Genomic DNA, 15,396 nt, shown 5'->3' on the forward strand with positions numbered 1-15,396 from the left:
TCTTTGTTTTGGGAAGGTTACCCGGTTCGTTTCCAAACATCCAGCAACAGGTTGATTTAGGTCATTTAACAAGCTGCAACTGTGGCGTTGCGGCCTCGTTGCCATCGAGAACCGACTGATACGGGTCCTGGGACCGCAGCATCATGTCCACGGCGCGTCGCAATAATTGGCGGCGTCCTCTCCGAGAATAAAAGCCACCCGGGACCTGGCTGGTTTCCAAAAGAAACTGCCGGTAAGCTCTGTAGGCTTTGCTGTCCGGCGCATGGGGTTGTGCAAAAAAGTCTTCGATCGATTGCCGGGACACGAATTGCGGCTTGTCATATACGGATCGCCCGAAGATGCGCAGTGGAATACCACGCCACAGGACCTGTTGACCCGCTGTAGAATTTACCGTTGTCGCTGATCTTGCTTCGTCCAGCAACTTGGCCAGCTTGCCTCCGGGAACATAATGGATGCGGTCTGCGATATTGTGCTCAGTCGCCATTCGCCTGACCATTTGCCGAAGCGGTTCGCGATGGTTTTCCAGCGGATGCTCTTTGATGACAAGGTGATGATGCGCAGGGGCACCATTGGCGAATCCAGCAATGATCTGCGCAAGAAATTCGCTCATACAAGCATAGTCCGAATGCGACTGCACCGAACTGTCATGGCCTAGTTGCAACAATACCAGATGATAAGGGAAACCGCCCAATCTTACTCGGGTGGTCGCCCATCTTCGCTGCAGCCTATGGATAGGCATCAAAGCCAAGCGCTTGAAATACAAACGAAACTCTTTTGAAACCGGTAATTCACGGTGAGGTTGGAAATTCCGATAGCGCCAGTTCATGAACAGTACGAACCAATGATAAAGCGCACCATAGAAGATATGTTGCCGCATATCCCCCCAATGTGACGGCGGTGGAGGTGTCTGAGCTTCGGATTGTGCCAATGCCGCCTGCATTTGTGCGACATCAAGGTCCATCAGGCGCGAGTTCCCGTTCGACCCGGTACGTTCATACGTCACCCACCAAGGGCGCAGATACCCTTCTTCGAAGACGTGAACAGTTATGCCGCGTGTTCGGGCAATTCGGATAGCATGGGCATGGATCGGTCGTGTGTCGCCATAAAGTACGATGTCGGTTACACCATGATGGGTGAGTATGTTGGTGAATGCGGACGACCAATTGTCAGGTTCGCCCAGATAAGGGATATAGCTGGGTCTGTCGCTCCAGAATGCCTGATCCCCGGCGTTGAAGCCGACCCGCAAGACCTTGGCTCCCGCAGCCCGCAACATTCGACCAAGCGCATTGAAGAATGGGCCATGCGGCCCCTGCAGAAACAGGAACACAGGCCGGTCAGGGCAAGCGGTTGAAGATTCCATGCAGTCTGCTCGTATAGTGGTTTTGCGGTGTGTTTGGATAAAATTATGCCTCTTTGTTTGTTTCACGGCAAGGCAGGGCTTGCCGGTTGGACCGTTGGTCTTTACCTCGGCTGTTGAAAATAGGTTCAGAGGGTTGATGAAATGTTCACAGGGATCGTCACCGATATTGGCACCGTTACCGAACTGGACCAGCAGGGTGACCTGCGGGCACGGATCAAGACCAGCTATGATACGGCGGGCATCGACATGGGGGCCTCAATTGCAAGCGATGGCGTCTGTTTGACCGTCATTGCGCTGGGGCAGGGCTGGTATGATGTGCAGATCAGCGCCGAGACAGTGTCAAAAACCAATCTGGACCATTGGCAGGTCGGTAAGCGCGTCAACCTCGAGCGGGCCTTGAAAGTTGGGGATGAACTCGGGGGACACATCGTATCGGGCCATGTTGACGGCGTGGCAGAGGTGATTGCCATGGTTGACGAAGGCGACAGCACTCGGGTGACCTTGCGCGCGCCTGCGGACCTAGCTCGGTTCATCGCGCCGAAAGGGTCGGTGGCGTTGAACGGCACCTCGCTGACGGTCAATGATGTGGAGGGATGTGACTTTGGTATTAACTTCATTCCGCACACCAAAGAGGTCACCACATGGGGCGATGTCGCGGTCGGTGATCGCGTGAATCTTGAGATCGATACATTGGCCCGCTATGTGGCCCGATTGGCCGAAATGACCTGAGCGTCAGGTTTCCGGCCCGAACCGAGCGGTCAGTTTTTTGGCCAACCACCACAGGAAGAACACGAGTGCTGTCGAGACGTAGCCGTCAATGGCATAGTGCCAGGCTAAATGAACCGACCCCAGCATGATCACTACCGCAAAGGCGGTTAGCGACCAGCCCAACCATCTGGAGTAAGAAAACCCGTAGATTGCTAGGAGTACGCTGGTGGCAACATGCATGCTGGGCATTGCGGAAATTCCGCTGATGGGTCCGTCATTGAAGTACCCATCCAGCAGCAACTGGTGCCACTCTAACGCCCAAACCGGGCTGATCTCGTGGGATTCATGGAGAAATTCCACGAGAGGGACGAATGTATCTCCGAACCCGAAGGGCTGATAGTAGACGGGCCCAACTGATGAGAAGATGATAGCCATCAGGTTGCCTCCGATCGACCAGCAAAGAGCAAAGGCAACCAGAAATGTCATGCTACGGTTCGGATCTCTGCGGTCGATACAGGCTAAGCATACAGCCATGTAAATCAGAACGAACCAGCCGTGATAGGCCATGTTGACCAGGGTCGTTAGGTAGGGCGAGCCTAATATGGCTTGAAGCAGAGTCCACGGGTCATGCCCGCCATGTAGAAATCGATCCAGTTGAGCAAAGAGCGGATCCCATGAGTATGGGTTAACTGACGGGATTTCATCCTTTAGATAGGAAAATGTCACGATCAGTAGAATGACGCTAATATACCCGGCGATTGCGTCCATGACATGTGTTCGATTTGATAGGAGTCCACGCGCATCCGCTATCATCCAGTGAATGGGTTTCCGGGGTTTTGCGATAAAGATTGCCACCGCAAAACGCCACAGTAGGAAATTAGCAATCATGAAGGTGAACAGAACCTGTGCGGCTCGCATAACTATTGGTAGAACCTCGGTCCAAAAAGAAGCGCCAAGATACAGGCTCACAGCAATCCCAGACAATACATGTAGGCCAACCACCGCCAACAGCAGCCTGTTCCGCCGGAGGACACTGGGGGTTCGAAAGCCAGAGGTGGGAAGTTCCACTGAATTGAACATTGTTGACGCCATGGAAATTTTAGCTGTAGCACAATCGGAATGTTTCGAAGTTCAGGCACCGTAAAGGCAGAAACTAGGCATTTTGGGGGCAGCCGCCGCTGTAAGTCGATGTGTTTCGATGCCGTGCGAAGTCGCAACTAGATGAAATAGGCTTTGGATAGCGACCAAGCTGGTGTACCTTCAAGAATGATATCAAGACCTTACTTACTATCGTGCTGATCAACGAAATCGTATTTCAGATAACGAACTGTAAAGCTTGAGGACCGCAATGTTCTCGCATGTCAAATCTGCTGACTGGTGGTTTCCGGTGCGGTGTAGAAACGTTTGGTCAAGGCGTTGGCAAGCCACCAGCAAAACAGCGCGACGAGAATGGCGAGATATCCATCTACCGCATAATGCCAAGCTAAGTGTACAGATCCAACCAGAATCAAGAACGCAAATATAGTGAAAGCCCAGCCTAACCAGCGTGAATAGCGGAACGCAAACAAGGCCATAATGACACTCGATGCAACGTGCATGCTGGGCATTGCTGAAATTCCTTTGACTATGCCGCCATCTTGAAATGCCATCAAAAGGTTTTCGTGAACGGCTAGTGCCCAGACAGGGCTAATCTGGTTGAGTTCCCGCAAGTTCTGCATCTGTTGAACATATGTGTCCCCGAAGCCGAAATGTTCAAAATATACCGGGCCTACTGAGGAGAATATTGTGGCAAGAATGTTTCCACCAAGTATGAAAACCAATGCAAAGGCTACCAGATAAACCATTCCTCTTTGAGGGTTACGCTTGTCAAAACTGGCCACAAACATCGTTATGTAGATTAGGACGAACCATAGATGATAGGCTACGTTGATTATGGTTGTAATGTATGGATTACCCAAAACCGGCCATAGCAGTCGCCAGACATCGTATCCGCCATGCAGGGTCTGATCTAATTGGGAAAAGAAAATGTCCCACGAAAATGGGTTGATCTGAGGGATCATATTCTTGAGGCAAGTGAAACTTGTCATCAGAAAGCCAATGGACAAAAAGCAGACGATGCCATCTGTGACTTTCACATATTCTGAGATGAATTCCTTCGTATCGTTGATAATCCAGTGAATCGGTTTTGCTGGTTTGACCCAAATCGCGGCATAGATGAATCGCAATACTAGAAACCCTGACCCGATCACAAAGGTGTACTTGATCAACTTGCTAAGAATTGTGGCAAGGCTATATCCCAGCTCTGTCCAGAACGGTATTCCTAAATGATAACTTACAATTGATCCTCCGACGACGTGGAGGGCAAGAATGCACAAGAACAACCTGTTGCGCATTGCAGATTGTAAGATACCGTCTAACTGCGGCGCGCGATTGCTTATTTCAACGCTACTCATATTGTGATTGCACCCAAAGACATTGTGTTTGCGCTCTAAGATTGAATCTATGTTTGACGTTCACCAACATTTTGTGACCACGAACAGGCCATATTCGGGCCATTTTTGGGCAAATGGAAACACAGTGTTTCTGGTTTTGTAGAAGAATGCTCTCCACCGAGATATGTGGCTAGATTTATCCGGTGTATGTGCGGTTCAGGATTGGGACTTATTCGCCATTTTCTGGGCACTGGCAATTGCGCCCGTAGTAAGCTATCCCGCCCAGCAAACCTGCCATGCGAAAGGCTGCCCCATGAGCTTTGAAACCCCCGGACCGGTCGAGGCCCAGTTGCGCGAGGCGATCAGCCCGATTGAAGAGATCATCGAAGAGGCCCGAAAGGGCCGGATGTACATCCTTGTTGACCACGAGGATCGTGAGAATGAGGGTGATCTGGTGATCGCGGCAGAGTTTGCCGATGCGGATGCGATCAATTTCATGGCCACCCACGGTCGCGGTTTGATCTGCCTGCCGATGACAGCGGAACGGATCGACATGCTGGGGTTGCCGATGATGGCGGTGAACAATTCGTCGCGCCATGAAACCGCCTTTACCGTATCTATCGAAGCGCGCGAGGGGGTCTCAACCGGGATTTCTGCAGCAGACCGGGCGCTGACCGTTGCAACGGCAATCAACGAACAAAACACGATGGCGCATATTGCCACTCCGGGTCATGTCTTTCCTCTGCGTGCCAAGCGGGGCGGGGTGCTTGTGCGTGCGGGCCACACCGAGGCCGCCGTGGATATCTCGCGTCTGGCCGGGTTGAACCCAGCGGGTGTGATTTGTGAGATCATGAAGCCGGATGGAACCATGGCGCGTCTGCCCGATTTGGTGGAATTCGCCAAAGAGCATGACATGAAGATCGGTACGATCAGTGATCTGATCACCTACCGCTCGCGCAATGATAATCTGGTCGTGGAAACCTCGCGTGAGATGGTGATGTCGGAATATGGCGGTGAGTGGGAGATGCGGATTTTCACCGATCAGACCCACGGGATCGAGCATGTTGTCATGATCAAGGGCGATATCACCACGCCTGAGCCGGTGTTGACCCGCACCCATGCCCTGCACGAAGCGCCCGATATTCTGGGCCTTGGCCCGAAATCATCGCGCGAATTGCCTCGGTCGATGGAGAAAATTGCCGAAGAGGGGCGCGGCGTGGTCTGTCTGTTCCGTCAACCGCGTAACTCGCTTTATGCAGCAGAAGACGAAGGCCCGCGCACCATTAAGCAAACCGGTCTGGGTTCGCAGATCCTGTCCAAGATGGGTATTCAGGAACTGGTGTTGCTGACTGACACGCCCGAAACCGTGTATTTGGGGCTTGACGCATTTGGGCTGTCCATCGTCGGGACTCGCTCGATCCTGAAGGAAGACTGATCATGGCCGAACAAGATAAACATGGCATTCTGCCAACACCCAGCTTCGACAATCCGGTGAAAATGTTGATCGTGGCTGCCCCGTTTTATCGCGCAATTGCCGACAACCTGATCGCTGGTGCCAAGGCCGAGATTGAGGGCGCTGGTGGAACCTGCGAGGTGGTCGAAGTGCCTGGCGCGCTGGAAATCCCCACCGCGATTGCCATGGCCGATCGCCAGTGCAACTACGATGGCTATGTTGCGCTGGGCTGTGTCATTCGCGGCGAGACTACGCATTATGAAACCGTGTGCAATGACTCCAGCCGCGCCATACAATTGATGGGACTGCAGGGGCTGTGCATCGGCAATGGTATTCTGACAGTTGAAAATGATGAGCAGGCCGAAGTCCGTGCAAATCCCGAAAAGATGAATAAAGGTGGCGGAGCTGCCGCTGCGGCCTTGCATCTGATCGCGCTCAGCCGTAAGTGGGGCTCTTCCAAAAAGGGCGTAGGTTTCAAGCCGCCGTCCGAGTCCATCCTAGTGGCGGGCGACAGCAACGGACCCACAACAGCATGACCCAGACCGACGCGCCGAAACCGCCCAAACAGAAACGCCTGATGAAATCTGCAGCCCGGCTTTATGCCGTTCAGGCGCTGTTTCAGATGGAGCAATCGGACCAGACGACCGAACAGGTCGTGACCGAGTTTCTGGATCATCGGTTTGGCGCCGTCTATGAGGGGGACGAAATGCTGGATGGTGATATCGCAGTTTTTCGGTCGCTGGTGGACAATGCTGTGAACTATCAGGCGCCGATCGATCAGATGACCGACAGGGCGCTTGTTGCCAAATGGCCAATTGCCCGTATCGACCCGACCCTACGCGCCGTGTTCCGCGCGGCCGGGGCCGAACTGACCCAAAGCGGTACGCCCCCAAAGGTCGTGATCACCGAATTCGTTGACGTGGCACGTGCCTTTTTTCCCGAAGGTAAAGAACCCAAATTCGTAAACGCCGTTCTTGATCACATGGCGCGTGAGGCGCAGCCCGAGGCATTCTGACGCCTTTACCTGAACCTAATATGCGCTATCCTGAATGTCATAGTGCAATGAGGTTCATCATGCCTAAACTTATCCGTCTTTACATCACACAAGTCGCGTGGGGATTCGTCATTTCCGCGGTGTTCGTTGGGGTACTTTTGGCTTTCAATGTGGCCAATCTACGCCATCTGATCACCAGTTCGGAAATCGGCTTGATTGCACTTTTGATGATTTGGTTCATGAACGGGATCGTCTTTGCCGGGGTTCAGTTCGCCTACAAGATCATGAGCATGGCAGAAAAACCCCAGGGCCCGCGCAGGGGGTCCCCTGTGGTTCACAGTTTTGAGCCCGCAGTGGCCAAGCAGGAATCCCACTCAGGTCGTTGATTTTGCAGGGAAAGTGTGGCGGGACCACCAGTCAACCGTGCGGTTTGATTCCCGAGGACCTGTATGTACAGGTGGGCGCCAGGTAATCAGGCCAGGACCTGAACAGAGCCAGCCCCCTCGGAATTGCTTAAGGCCACCAGAATGCTACCTATCACAAGAAGGGCAGAACCCGCCACGCGCCTAAGTAGGGCGTGAAACGGGTTCGCACAAGGGGTCAGGCGTCAACAGTTTCGTGCAATGCAGTGCGCATCTTGCCGAAATGCTCGTCCCAGCCGTTGTCCAGCGCTAGGATCAGGCCAAAGGCCTCGACCCCCTGTGGCAGCCCTTCGTGCAACAGACCAAGGCGTGTGCCGCCCGGGACAGGTTCCAATGTCCATTTGACCACGCTCACGACGTCACCCATCGGTTTAACGGTGAATGTGTATTCCAAGTACTCCGGGCGCCGGGCTTCTCGCACCTCGCCCCAAATCAGAAGATCTCCGCTGGTTGTCCCGAACATTTCAAGCTTTTGCCCTGCTGCTAAGGGCTGCTCGGGCTTGTGAAACCATTCAGCCAGCCTGTCTGGTTCGGTCAGATAGTCCCAAACCACGTCCGGCGTGGCGCGTAGAAAGATGGTTTTTTGCAAAACGGCGTCTGTCATTTCTTGTTCCCTTCAATTGCTTTTTTCAGATTGGCAAGGCGATCGTCCCAGAACCGGTCAAAGTAGCTGAGCCAATCCAGAACCGGGGCCATCCCTTGTGGTTCAAGTCGATTGATGCGTTCCCGGCCTTTGGCTTCAACTGTGATCAGGCCGCCATCCGATAGCACGGTCAGGTGTTTCTTGACCGCTGCCCGTGTCATGTCGAAGCGCGTTGTGAGTTGCGCGATGGTCATGTCTTGGACGGCCAGCATCTGCACGATGTCCCGTCGGGTAGGGTCAGCAAGCGCCCGGAACGCGTTTTGGGTCTGCGAATCCATGGTACACTCCATAAGATACCATTAGGTATCATATTAATGCGATACCATAAGGTATCATGTCAAGTGCCGGGTGGGTGCTTGATTTTTGTTCACTAATTGTTCACATTCCAAATATGACATTAGATCTGCAACCTGGACAAAAACTGGCCCGCGGTGTTTCAAGGCACTTGGCGACCCATTGCTATGTTTCGATTGAGGAATTTGTACCAGCGCGGGGCTTGCGGGTCGATGTAATGGGGTTGGGCCCAAAAGGTGAGCTGTGGGTGATCGAGTGTAAATCCAGCCGCGCGGATTATCAGTCGGATTCCAAATGGCAGGGCTACTTGGAGTGGTGTGACAGATTCTTCTGGGCCGTTGATACCGATTTCCCCACTGATCTATTGCCTGAGGAAACAGGGCTGATCATAGCCGATGCCTATGACGCGGAAATCATCCGCATGAGTCCCGAAAACAGGCTCGCACCGGCGCGACGAAAGAAGATGATCCAGAAATTCGCTGTGGATGCCGCTCGTAGACTGCAGGTTTTGCGTGATCCGCGACTTTAGCCGCTGACCGCCCGTGCTGCCTGCGCGGCGGCTCGGATTTCTTCGGCGATTTCTTCGGCCTCTTCCGGTTCGAAATCCATTGGAATCTCAATACCGGTACCTTCAATGAACAGACGCACCATACCATGATCGGTGGGGCCGATCTGCAGGTTCGCTTCGATATCGCGTTCGGTGTTGATGCCCATTTTCGCCTCCGGGAAATGCGCCTTGGTGCTAACGTGCCAAGGCTTGAGAATCAAGCGGCCTATGGGGTCAGATGGGGTATGGATGACATCACACTCAGACCTTTCCGCGCAGACGATGCCCCTTGGTTGGTTGAACGGCACGGTACGTTGTACGCCAGGGATGAGGGCTTCGATGATACATTTGCCCCATTGGTGGCGCGTATCCTTGAGGATTTCGTCGCCACACATAACTCGGAACGCGAACGTGGTTGGGTCGCGGAACGCACTGGCGAGCGTTTGGGAAGTATTTTCTGCGTCACTCAGGATGATCAGACCGCCAAGCTGCGCCTGTTTCTTCTGGTGCCCGAAGCGCGTGGGTTAGGGCTGGGCAAGCGTTTACTAACCACATGTATGAGTTTTGCGCGCGAAGCCGGATATCGTGAAATGGCGCTTTGGACCCACGAAAGCCACGCGGCTGCCTGCGGGCTGTACCGCGCATTTGGATGGCAGCTTATTGTCAGTAAGCCGGTCCATTCTTTCGGGGTCGATCTGATGGAACAAAGCTGGCGGATTCGGCTTTAATCCCCTTGCAATCCCTGCACGGCTTCGCTAAATCGCCCCTCACGAGTGCCGCCTTAGCTCAGTTGGTTAGAGCGCTGGATTGTGGATCCAGAGGTCCCCTGTTCAAGCCAGGGAGGCGGTACCATTCCCCCAAACTTGAACGGTTTGCCGAGGGCAGGTCTTTCGGTGTATCCGAAGCTTGGCGGAAGCCGCATCCTGATGACATGAGTAAGATATGCCCGAAAAGAGCAGCGTAGACATCCGAAGAAGCGCGCGCCTGAGCGTGGCACCCATGATGGATTGGACCGATAGGAATTGCCGGTTTTTGCATCGGTTGCTCAGTTCCGAAAGCCTGCTTTATACCGAGATGGTTACAGCTCCGGCTCTGGTCCGGGGTGGGGCGCTGCATTTGTTGGACTACAGTCCTGATGAACACCCCGTCGCGCTACAGCTTGGCGGCTCTGACCCGCGCGAATTGGCGCAGGCGGCAAGGATGGGTGCTGAGGCTGGTTATGATGAGATCAATCTGAATTGCGGATGCCCATCTGATCGCGTGCAATCGGGAACTTTTGGCGCGGTATTGATGCGTGAACCTGCGCGTGTCGCTGAATGTGTTGCTGCAATGCGCGAGGTGGTGAATGTCGAGGTCACGGTTAAATGCCGGATCGGTGTTGATGAGCAAGAACCCCAAGACGTGCTGCCCGCATTTTTGGAACAGATCAAAGCAGCGGGATGTGACCGCGTGACGATTCACGCGAGGAAGGCATGGTTGCAGGGGCTAAGTCCCAAGGAAAACAGAGACATCCCTCCGCTTGACTATGAACTGGTGCATCAGATGAAGACTGAGTTTCCGGATCTTCACATCTCGATCAATGGCGGGATCACAACTCTGGCACAGGCGCAGGAGCATCTGGAGGCAGGGCTTGATGGTGTCATGATCGGACGTGCGGCGTATCATCAGCCGGCGGACATTCTGGCCGAAGCAGACCCGTTGATTTTTGGGACGGGTCAGATCGCGGATCCAATTGATGTGGTGCAAAAAATGTTGCCTTATGTTGAGGCGCACCTTGCCGATGGTGGGCGATTGCATCAGATCACCCGCCATATGCTGGGCCTGTTTGCGGGACGTCCGGGCGCGCGGGGATGGCGACGGATGTTGTCTGAGGGGGCCGTGCGTGAAAATGCCGGGCCCGAGGTGATACTGCAGGCATTGGATTCGATCGCATCGAATGCACCGGTAGAGCAGGTGGTTTGACACGGCCCACGGCCGATTTTGGGGGGATGATGCCCGATACGATGTTGCTGGCCCAGATGTTGGGCCTTTTGCTTGTGATCGGCGCTTTCGCCGGGGTTTTAGCCGGGTTGCTGGGTGTTGGGGGCGGCATCGTACTGGTGCCTGCGTTTTTCTATGCCTTTCAGACGCTTGGTTACGGGGGTCCACAGTTGATGCAGCTATGTCTGGCGACCTCGCTTGCGACAATCATCGTGACCTCGATCCGTTCGGTTCTGAGCCACAACAAGAAAGGCGCGGTCGACTGGGCGATATTGCGTAGTTGGGGGCCGGGTATTGCTGTTGGGGCCGTGATCGGCGTTCTGGTGGCTTCGGCATTGAAGACAGAGTTTTTGCAGGCGTTGTTTGGCGTGCTGGGCATGGTCATTGGGGTCTATCTTGGACTGGGAAAATCCGAATGGCGGCTGGGGGATGCGATGCCAAAAGGTTTGCGTCGCGCCGCCCTCTCGCCCTCGGTCGGATTTCTTTCGGTTTTGATGGGAATTGGCGGCGGCAGTTTCGGCGTGCCACTCATGAGCCTTTATAATACGCCTATCCATCGGGCGGTTGCGACCGCAGCTGGGTTTGGCGTGATCATAGCCGTTCCGTCCGTGCTGGGGTTCCTGTTCCTCAACATCGCACCTGAACACCGCCCGCCATTGACCATAGGTGCTGTTAATCTGGTGGCTTTCGGGATCGTGGTGACGATGACCATGATCACTGCGCCATGGGGTGTGAAACTGGCCCATGCAATGGATCCGAAACCGTTAAGGCGCGTATTTGCTGTGTTCCTCACGCTCGTGGCCCTGAACATGTTGCGCAAGGCGTTGGGGTGGTAGACACCTTTCACAACCTGGGTTGGGTCAAATTCCCTTACGACGGTGCACTCGCTCATTGGGTGGCGCAGGTCTTGCCTGCTGCCCGAATGGCGGTCGACGATCCAGCCCATGCTCAATGGCACGATTGCGATGGGACGTGGTTCATTGGTGTCGATGCATTGGACAATGATCCACAGGGCAGGGTGGGCGGATCGCCTGCTTTGTCCGGTGCAGCGATTGAGTTTGCGCATCAACAATATGGACCGCTTGACCTGCACAAAGCGCAGTTGTCGGTGATTTACCCAGGTTACCCGCAGCCCCGACGCGGCGAAAACAAAGCCGCTGCACGCTACCGTGCCAATCGGGATGCGGCACATGTGGATGGCCTGAAACCAATGGGTCCCGACCGGAGACGTCACGTGGATGAGCCGCATGCGTGGATTTTGGGCCTACCGTTGACCGCCGCCTCGGCGGATGCATCGCCGATGGTGGTTTGGGAGGGCAGCCACAAAATTCTGGGTGAAGCGTTTCGTGATGCGCTGAAAGATGTCCCGCTGAGCGAACTGGCCACTTCCGATGTCACCGATATCTATCAGTCTGCCAGTCGAGAAGTGTTCGAATCTTGCCCACGTTTTGAGCTGCCTGCGCGCCCGGGTGAGGCGTATCTGTTGCATCGCCATAGCCTGCATGGTGTTGCTCCATGGGGTCCTGATGCCAGCGCAGGGCCGGATGGACGAATGATCGCCTATTTCCGCCCCGAGTTGCCGGGCGGAGTAGCACAATGGCTCGAAACCCCGTAACCTCCTGCCATTACTTGGCTTTGGAGGATAGGTTAGATGATTACAGTCCATACAAATTCTGACGGTGCGCTGATCGAAGTGGAGCTTTCGGGCGAGGTAACAAGCGCGGATTACGCCGCCACTTTAGTGCCCGCGATCGAGGCTGCGCTAAAAGACCACGACTCGGTTCGCCTGCTGGCGATCGTGACACCAGAATTCAAAGGGTACGATCTGGGCGCCGCATGGTCTGATACCAAGTTGGGCCTCAGCCACTGGCGTGGGTTTGAGCGAATAGGAGTTGTCGCCGATCAGGGATGGGTTCAGACCAGTATCCGGCTGGCCGCACCAATCCTGCCATGCCCTGTGCATGTGTTCGGAATGGACGAGTTGGAAGAGGCCCGACGCTGGATGCGTGAATCCCTTGGCGCAATCCACGTCACCGATCTGGGTGGGCCATGTGTACAAATCCGCCTGATGGGTAAACTGGACTCGGAAGAATACAACCAGGCGCAATCCGATCTTGATGCGCTACTACATGATCGCGAAGGTTTTCGCCTACTGATTGATCTTCGGGAATTTGACGGCTGGCAAGGCCTCACGGCGATGGCCGCACATTTCCGGCTGGCGGCGGGTCACATTGGTATGCTGGACCGTGCGGCGATTGTTGGGGACAAGACTTGGCAGAAGATGGCGCAGCGCATGGCCAGTCATGTATTGGGCACACGGACGCAGTATTTCCCGTCTGAAGAGATCGAGAACGCCAAGGCCTGGCTGGCGGCGGGTTAGATTGATCATTCATGACGAACTAAGCTTGCTGTTCCAAGCAAGCTATTCCGAAGGCGAAGCCACAAGGGAAGTTGTGTCCCTCAACGTACTGAAGCAGCAGCCGGATGGGCGTTGGCTGATCTGCATTTGCGGTCTGAATGATCGTTAGTCGCGATTGATCCGGGCAGCACGTCCGCCACGTCGCTTAGCCAGACGGGGTTTGCGATCGGGCAAATCCTGCATGATCTCGGCACGCTCTGTATGGTCCATTTTGGACCAGCGACTGATTTCGTCAATGGTACGATAACAGCCGGTGCAGATGCGTTCGGTCGGATGAACGACGCAGATTTGGATACAAGGGCTTTCAACCTCGTCCCGCTTCCATACCATATTCGTCATGGGCGTTTTCCGATCCGTCAAAGAAAGCGCAGTCTATCCAGCGCGCCTTGCAAGATATAACCGGCTGCAACGTGATCAATAACCTGTCCACGACGTTTTCGTGACGTATCCGCCTCAAGCAGTGCTTTTTCTGCCGCAACAGTGCTGAGCCGCTCATCCCAGAAACCGATAGGTATTTCGGTCAGACGTGTCAGATTGCGCGCAAAAGCGCGCGTTGACTGACATCGGGGGCCTTCGCTGCCATCCATGTTCCGGGGCAGACCAAGAACGATGCCACCAATCTCACGATCAGTCACAATTTCGATCAACCGGGCAGAATCCAGCGTGAATTTCTTGCGCCTTACGGTCTCTAACGGGGTGGCGACGCCACGCATCCGGTCTGACACGGAAACGCCGATGGTTTTTTCCCCAAGGTCCAACCCCATTAGGGCGGACATCGGTGACAGGGCGGCCGCGAAATCTTCGAATGCGTCGTGGATCATTGTGCGATCCCTGCCTGAAGTGCGGCGGCGTCGATCATCTGCAGCGCCTCATTGTTGCCTGCAAAAACTGTAACAGCCTCGTCTCGAATACTTATCGCCTTTTCGGCCTCGCCCAGAACACCCAATGCCGCAATCAGGCGCGCCCATTCATCGGGTGATCCGCCTTCGGTCGCCAACCGGTCTGAGAGCCGATCTACCATACCCCGGATCATTTCCTGACGTTCTTCGGCAGATAGCTCAGCCGCGGCGTTCATGTCGTCCTGGCTGGGGCCCGGCGCCGCGGGAGCGGCACCGATGTCGGGTGCGTTGAACACCCCTGCACGAAAGGCTAGATCATCGATTTGGGTGCGAATGGCATCGCCCCATGGGGCGCCTGCGGGCGCGTCGCGCAAAGTATCCACCCAGACCCGATATGCCAGATCAGGTCGTCCAGTTTGCGACAGCATTTGACCCCAGTAATATCGTGCCGGGCCCAGCTTTGGATCCCGCTCCAGCGCGTTGCGCAATGCCTCTTCCGCTTTGGGCGAGACATAACCGCCAGCGGCCAAGATCATCATCTCGGCCTGGTTCGAATAAGCATGAGCCGGGGCATTGTCACCCGATAGTGCAATCACCTGAGTCTGCGCCTCATACCCTGCTTTGAAATTCCCGGCGTTGGTCTCGTGTTGTGCCAGCAAGGTTTGCCCCTGCAGATCATTCGGGCGCTCGGCCACGGTTTCCCGCAGACGGTCCAGCAGCGTTTTGTAGCTTTCTTCAAGTGGTGGGGTCTGGATCGGCGTCGCAATGTCCTCGGCTTCAGTTTGACTGGGGCGGTTGATGCGGAGCTCTTCCGCCATTTCCAGTCGCGCCGAAAGTGGCATATCGGGAAATCCGGCTGCGCCCAGCTGGCGATACATTGCCAACGCTCCACCAATCAGCACGGCGCCCATGAGGGCGAAGGCCACGATGGTTACCGTACGTGACGGCCCAACGCTTTCAACTTCACCACGCATCTGCGCGTCAGCGGCAAGGATGCGGCGCGAGATTTCAGTGCGCACACGCTCGGCATCGGCCTTCCCGATCACACCCCGCGCCAGATCGCGATCAACCCCAGCCAGCTGTTCGCGATATACGCGCAGGTCATATTCGGCGGTCGGGCCTTCAGCGCGGCGGCCCCGCAGCATGGTGTAACCCAAAAAAACAGCGATAAGCAGTGCGATCAGGAAAATGAGAACCCAGAACGACATGGTCCCTCCAAAATGGTTATCCTGACTTAGACCTGTCAGCCCATGGAAAAAAGGGGCAAATGGCCGCGAGGCGCGTTCATGTCGCAATAGTGCAGTA

Annotated in this window: 20 protein-coding genes and 1 tRNA gene; 12 read left to right on the forward strand and 9 right to left on the reverse strand. The window is 55.0% G+C overall.

What is annotated here, in order from left to right:
* Positions 1–61: 61 nt before the first annotated feature.
* Positions 62–1,360, reverse strand: a complete 1,299-nt coding sequence (locus tag Q1B46_RS02735) for a capsular biosynthesis protein (protein ID WP_299944472.1) — start codon at positions 1,358–1,360, stop codon at positions 62–64.
* 141 nt (positions 1,361–1,501) lie between these two features.
* Between Q1B46_RS02735 and Q1B46_RS02740 the strand changes: the two genes are divergently transcribed.
* Positions 1,502–2,089, forward strand: coding sequence for a riboflavin synthase (locus tag Q1B46_RS02740; protein WP_299944474.1), 588 nt, complete (start codon positions 1,502–1,504; stop codon positions 2,087–2,089).
* 3 nt (positions 2,090–2,092) lie between these two features.
* Here the strand turns inward: Q1B46_RS02740 and Q1B46_RS02745 are convergent, their stop codons facing one another.
* Both Q1B46_RS02745 and Q1B46_RS02750 read right to left on the reverse strand, forming a co-directional pair.
* Positions 2,093–2,836, reverse strand: coding sequence for a phosphatase PAP2 family protein (locus tag Q1B46_RS02745; protein WP_299944476.1), 744 nt, complete (start codon positions 2,834–2,836; stop codon positions 2,093–2,095).
* 593 nt (positions 2,837–3,429) lie between these two features.
* Positions 3,430–4,521 (reverse strand): phosphatase PAP2 family protein, encoded by a 1,092-nt coding sequence (locus Q1B46_RS02750; protein WP_299944478.1) that lies wholly within the window; start codon positions 4,519–4,521, stop codon positions 3,430–3,432.
* Between the two features lie 292 nt (positions 4,522–4,813).
* Here Q1B46_RS02750 and ribB point away from each other — a divergent pair, with 292 nt between their 5' ends.
* Genes ribB through Q1B46_RS02770 form a run of 4 tightly spaced genes read left to right on the forward strand, consistent with a single transcriptional unit; the run spans position 4,814 to position 7,333 of the window.
* Positions 4,814–5,935, forward strand: coding sequence for a 3,4-dihydroxy-2-butanone-4-phosphate synthase (gene ribB / locus Q1B46_RS02755; RefSeq protein ID WP_299944480.1), 1,122 nt, complete (start codon positions 4,814–4,816; stop codon positions 5,933–5,935).
* Between the two features lie 2 nt (positions 5,936–5,937).
* Positions 5,938–6,489, forward strand: a complete 552-nt coding sequence (locus Q1B46_RS02760) for a 6,7-dimethyl-8-ribityllumazine synthase (RefSeq protein ID WP_299944482.1) — start codon at positions 5,938–5,940, stop codon at positions 6,487–6,489.
* Entirely contained in the window at positions 6,486–6,968 is a 483-nt protein-coding gene (nusB, locus tag Q1B46_RS02765; protein ID WP_299944484.1) for a transcription antitermination factor NusB, read from the forward strand. The genes Q1B46_RS02760 and nusB overlap by 4 nt, the downstream gene beginning before the upstream one ends.
* A 59-nt stretch (positions 6,969–7,027) precedes the next feature.
* Positions 7,028–7,333 (forward strand): hypothetical protein, encoded by a 306-nt coding sequence (locus Q1B46_RS02770; protein ID WP_299944486.1) that lies wholly within the window; start codon positions 7,028–7,030, stop codon positions 7,331–7,333.
* A 214-nt stretch (positions 7,334–7,547) separates the two neighbouring features.
* Here Q1B46_RS02770 and Q1B46_RS02775 read toward each other — a convergent pair whose 3' ends face one another.
* Together Q1B46_RS02775 and Q1B46_RS02780 are read right to left on the reverse strand one after the other, a co-directional pair.
* A complete protein-coding gene (locus Q1B46_RS02775; protein WP_299944487.1) occupies positions 7,548–7,973 on the reverse strand; it encodes an SRPBCC domain-containing protein in 426 nt (141 codons plus the stop codon).
* On the reverse strand, positions 7,970–8,290 hold the full coding sequence (locus tag Q1B46_RS02780; RefSeq protein ID WP_299944489.1) for a metalloregulator ArsR/SmtB family transcription factor: 321 nt from the start codon (positions 8,288–8,290) through the stop codon (positions 7,970–7,972). Before Q1B46_RS02780 ends, Q1B46_RS02775 begins: the two co-directional genes overlap by 4 nt.
* 113 nt (positions 8,291–8,403) lie before the next feature.
* Here Q1B46_RS02780 and Q1B46_RS02785 point away from each other — a divergent pair, with 113 nt between their 5' ends.
* Complete coding sequence (locus Q1B46_RS02785) at positions 8,404–8,835, forward strand: MmcB family DNA repair protein (RefSeq protein WP_299944491.1); 432 nt, start codon at positions 8,404–8,406, stop codon at positions 8,833–8,835.
* Here Q1B46_RS02785 and Q1B46_RS02790 read toward each other — a convergent pair.
* Complete coding sequence (locus tag Q1B46_RS02790) at positions 8,832–9,020, reverse strand: DUF6324 family protein (protein WP_299659720.1); 189 nt, start codon at positions 9,018–9,020, stop codon at positions 8,832–8,834. The genes Q1B46_RS02785 and Q1B46_RS02790 overlap by 4 nt on opposite strands.
* Positions 9,021–9,098: 78 nt before the next feature.
* Here Q1B46_RS02790 and Q1B46_RS02795 point away from each other — a divergent pair, with 78 nt between their 5' ends.
* The 6 genes from Q1B46_RS02795 to Q1B46_RS02820 all read left to right on the forward strand — a co-directional run bounded on the left by Q1B46_RS02795 (position 9,099) and on the right by Q1B46_RS02820 (position 13,213).
* Positions 9,099–9,581, forward strand: coding sequence for a GNAT family N-acetyltransferase (locus tag Q1B46_RS02795; protein ID WP_299944493.1), 483 nt, complete (start codon positions 9,099–9,101; stop codon positions 9,579–9,581).
* A 47-nt stretch (positions 9,582–9,628) separates the two neighbouring features.
* A tRNA-His gene (locus Q1B46_RS02800) sits at positions 9,629–9,705 on the forward strand.
* A 90-nt stretch (positions 9,706–9,795) separates the two neighbouring features.
* A complete protein-coding gene (dusA, locus tag Q1B46_RS02805; protein ID WP_299944495.1) occupies positions 9,796–10,815 on the forward strand; it encodes a tRNA dihydrouridine(20/20a) synthase DusA in 1,020 nt (339 codons plus the stop codon).
* Positions 10,816–10,844: 29 nt separating this feature from the next.
* Positions 10,845–11,669, forward strand: a complete 825-nt coding sequence (locus tag Q1B46_RS02810; protein ID WP_299944497.1) for a sulfite exporter TauE/SafE family protein — start codon at positions 10,845–10,847, stop codon at positions 11,667–11,669.
* A complete protein-coding gene (locus Q1B46_RS02815; protein ID WP_299944499.1) occupies positions 11,663–12,448 on the forward strand; it encodes a hypothetical protein in 786 nt (261 codons plus the stop codon). Before Q1B46_RS02810 ends, Q1B46_RS02815 begins: the two co-directional genes overlap by 7 nt.
* 36 nt (positions 12,449–12,484) lie before the next feature.
* Complete coding sequence (locus Q1B46_RS02820) at positions 12,485–13,213, forward strand: STAS/SEC14 domain-containing protein (protein ID WP_299944501.1); 729 nt, start codon at positions 12,485–12,487, stop codon at positions 13,211–13,213.
* 144 nt (positions 13,214–13,357) lie between these two features.
* Here the strand turns inward: Q1B46_RS02820 and Q1B46_RS02825 are convergent, their stop codons facing one another.
* From Q1B46_RS02825 to ccmI, 3 genes are read right to left on the reverse strand one after another with little or no spacing between them, the layout of a single operon-like run.
* Positions 13,358–13,591: a DUF1289 domain-containing protein gene (locus Q1B46_RS02825; RefSeq protein ID WP_299944503.1), complete on the reverse strand. Its 234-nt coding sequence runs from the start codon at positions 13,589–13,591 to the stop codon at positions 13,358–13,360.
* Positions 13,592–13,608: 17 nt separating this feature from the next.
* On the reverse strand, positions 13,609–14,073 hold the full coding sequence (ruvX, locus tag Q1B46_RS02830) for a Holliday junction resolvase RuvX (RefSeq protein WP_299659736.1): 465 nt from the start codon (positions 14,071–14,073) through the stop codon (positions 13,609–13,611).
* Positions 14,070–15,299: a c-type cytochrome biogenesis protein CcmI gene (ccmI, locus tag Q1B46_RS02835; protein WP_299944505.1), complete on the reverse strand. Its 1,230-nt coding sequence runs from the start codon at positions 15,297–15,299 to the stop codon at positions 14,070–14,072. The genes ruvX and ccmI overlap by 4 nt, the downstream gene beginning before the upstream one ends.
* Between the last annotated feature and the right edge of the window lie 97 nt (positions 15,300–15,396).

The organism is uncultured Ruegeria sp. (genome assembly GCF_947500045.1).
Classification (GTDB): domain Bacteria; phylum Pseudomonadota; class Alphaproteobacteria; order Rhodobacterales; family Rhodobacteraceae; genus Ruegeria.

Bases quoted from the DNA above. Each gene is read 5' to 3' on its own strand.
- Q1B46_RS02735 (WP_299944472.1), bottom strand. From the start codon at position 1,360: ATGGAATCTTCAACCGCTTGCCCTGACCGGCCTGTGTTCCTGTTTCTG.
- Q1B46_RS02740 (WP_299944474.1), top strand. From the start codon at position 1,502: ATGTTCACAGGGATCGTCACCGATATTGGCACCGTTACCGAACTGGAC.
- Q1B46_RS02745 (WP_299944476.1), bottom strand. From the start codon at position 2,836: ATGGACGCAATCGCCGGGTATATTAGCGTCATTCTACTGATCGTGACA.
- Q1B46_RS02750 (WP_299944478.1), bottom strand. From the start codon at position 4,521: ATGAGTAGCGTTGAAATAAGCAATCGCGCGCCGCAGTTAGACGGTATC.
- ribB (WP_299944480.1), top strand. From the start codon at position 4,814: ATGAGCTTTGAAACCCCCGGACCGGTCGAGGCCCAGTTGCGCGAGGCG.
- Q1B46_RS02760 (WP_299944482.1), top strand. From the start codon at position 5,938: ATGGCCGAACAAGATAAACATGGCATTCTGCCAACACCCAGCTTCGAC.
- nusB (WP_299944484.1), top strand. From the start codon at position 6,486: ATGACCCAGACCGACGCGCCGAAACCGCCCAAACAGAAACGCCTGATG.
- Q1B46_RS02770 (WP_299944486.1), top strand. From the start codon at position 7,028: ATGCCTAAACTTATCCGTCTTTACATCACACAAGTCGCGTGGGGATTC.
- Q1B46_RS02775 (WP_299944487.1), bottom strand. From the start codon at position 7,973: ATGACAGACGCCGTTTTGCAAAAAACCATCTTTCTACGCGCCACGCCG.
- Q1B46_RS02780 (WP_299944489.1), bottom strand. From the start codon at position 8,290: ATGGATTCGCAGACCCAAAACGCGTTCCGGGCGCTTGCTGACCCTACC.
- Q1B46_RS02785 (WP_299944491.1), top strand. From the start codon at position 8,404: ATGACATTAGATCTGCAACCTGGACAAAAACTGGCCCGCGGTGTTTCA.
- Q1B46_RS02790 (WP_299659720.1), bottom strand. From the start codon at position 9,020: ATGGGCATCAACACCGAACGCGATATCGAAGCGAACCTGCAGATCGGC.
- Q1B46_RS02795 (WP_299944493.1), top strand. From the start codon at position 9,099: ATGGATGACATCACACTCAGACCTTTCCGCGCAGACGATGCCCCTTGG.
- dusA (WP_299944495.1), top strand. From the start codon at position 9,796: ATGCCCGAAAAGAGCAGCGTAGACATCCGAAGAAGCGCGCGCCTGAGC.
- Q1B46_RS02810 (WP_299944497.1), top strand. From the start codon at position 10,845: ATGCCCGATACGATGTTGCTGGCCCAGATGTTGGGCCTTTTGCTTGTG.
- Q1B46_RS02820 (WP_299944501.1), top strand. From the start codon at position 12,485: ATGATTACAGTCCATACAAATTCTGACGGTGCGCTGATCGAAGTGGAG.
- Q1B46_RS02825 (WP_299944503.1), bottom strand. From the start codon at position 13,591: ATGACGAATATGGTATGGAAGCGGGACGAGGTTGAAAGCCCTTGTATC.
- ruvX (WP_299659736.1), bottom strand. From the start codon at position 14,073: ATGATCCACGACGCATTCGAAGATTTCGCGGCCGCCCTGTCACCGATG.
- ccmI (WP_299944505.1), bottom strand. From the start codon at position 15,299: ATGTCGTTCTGGGTTCTCATTTTCCTGATCGCACTGCTTATCGCTGTT.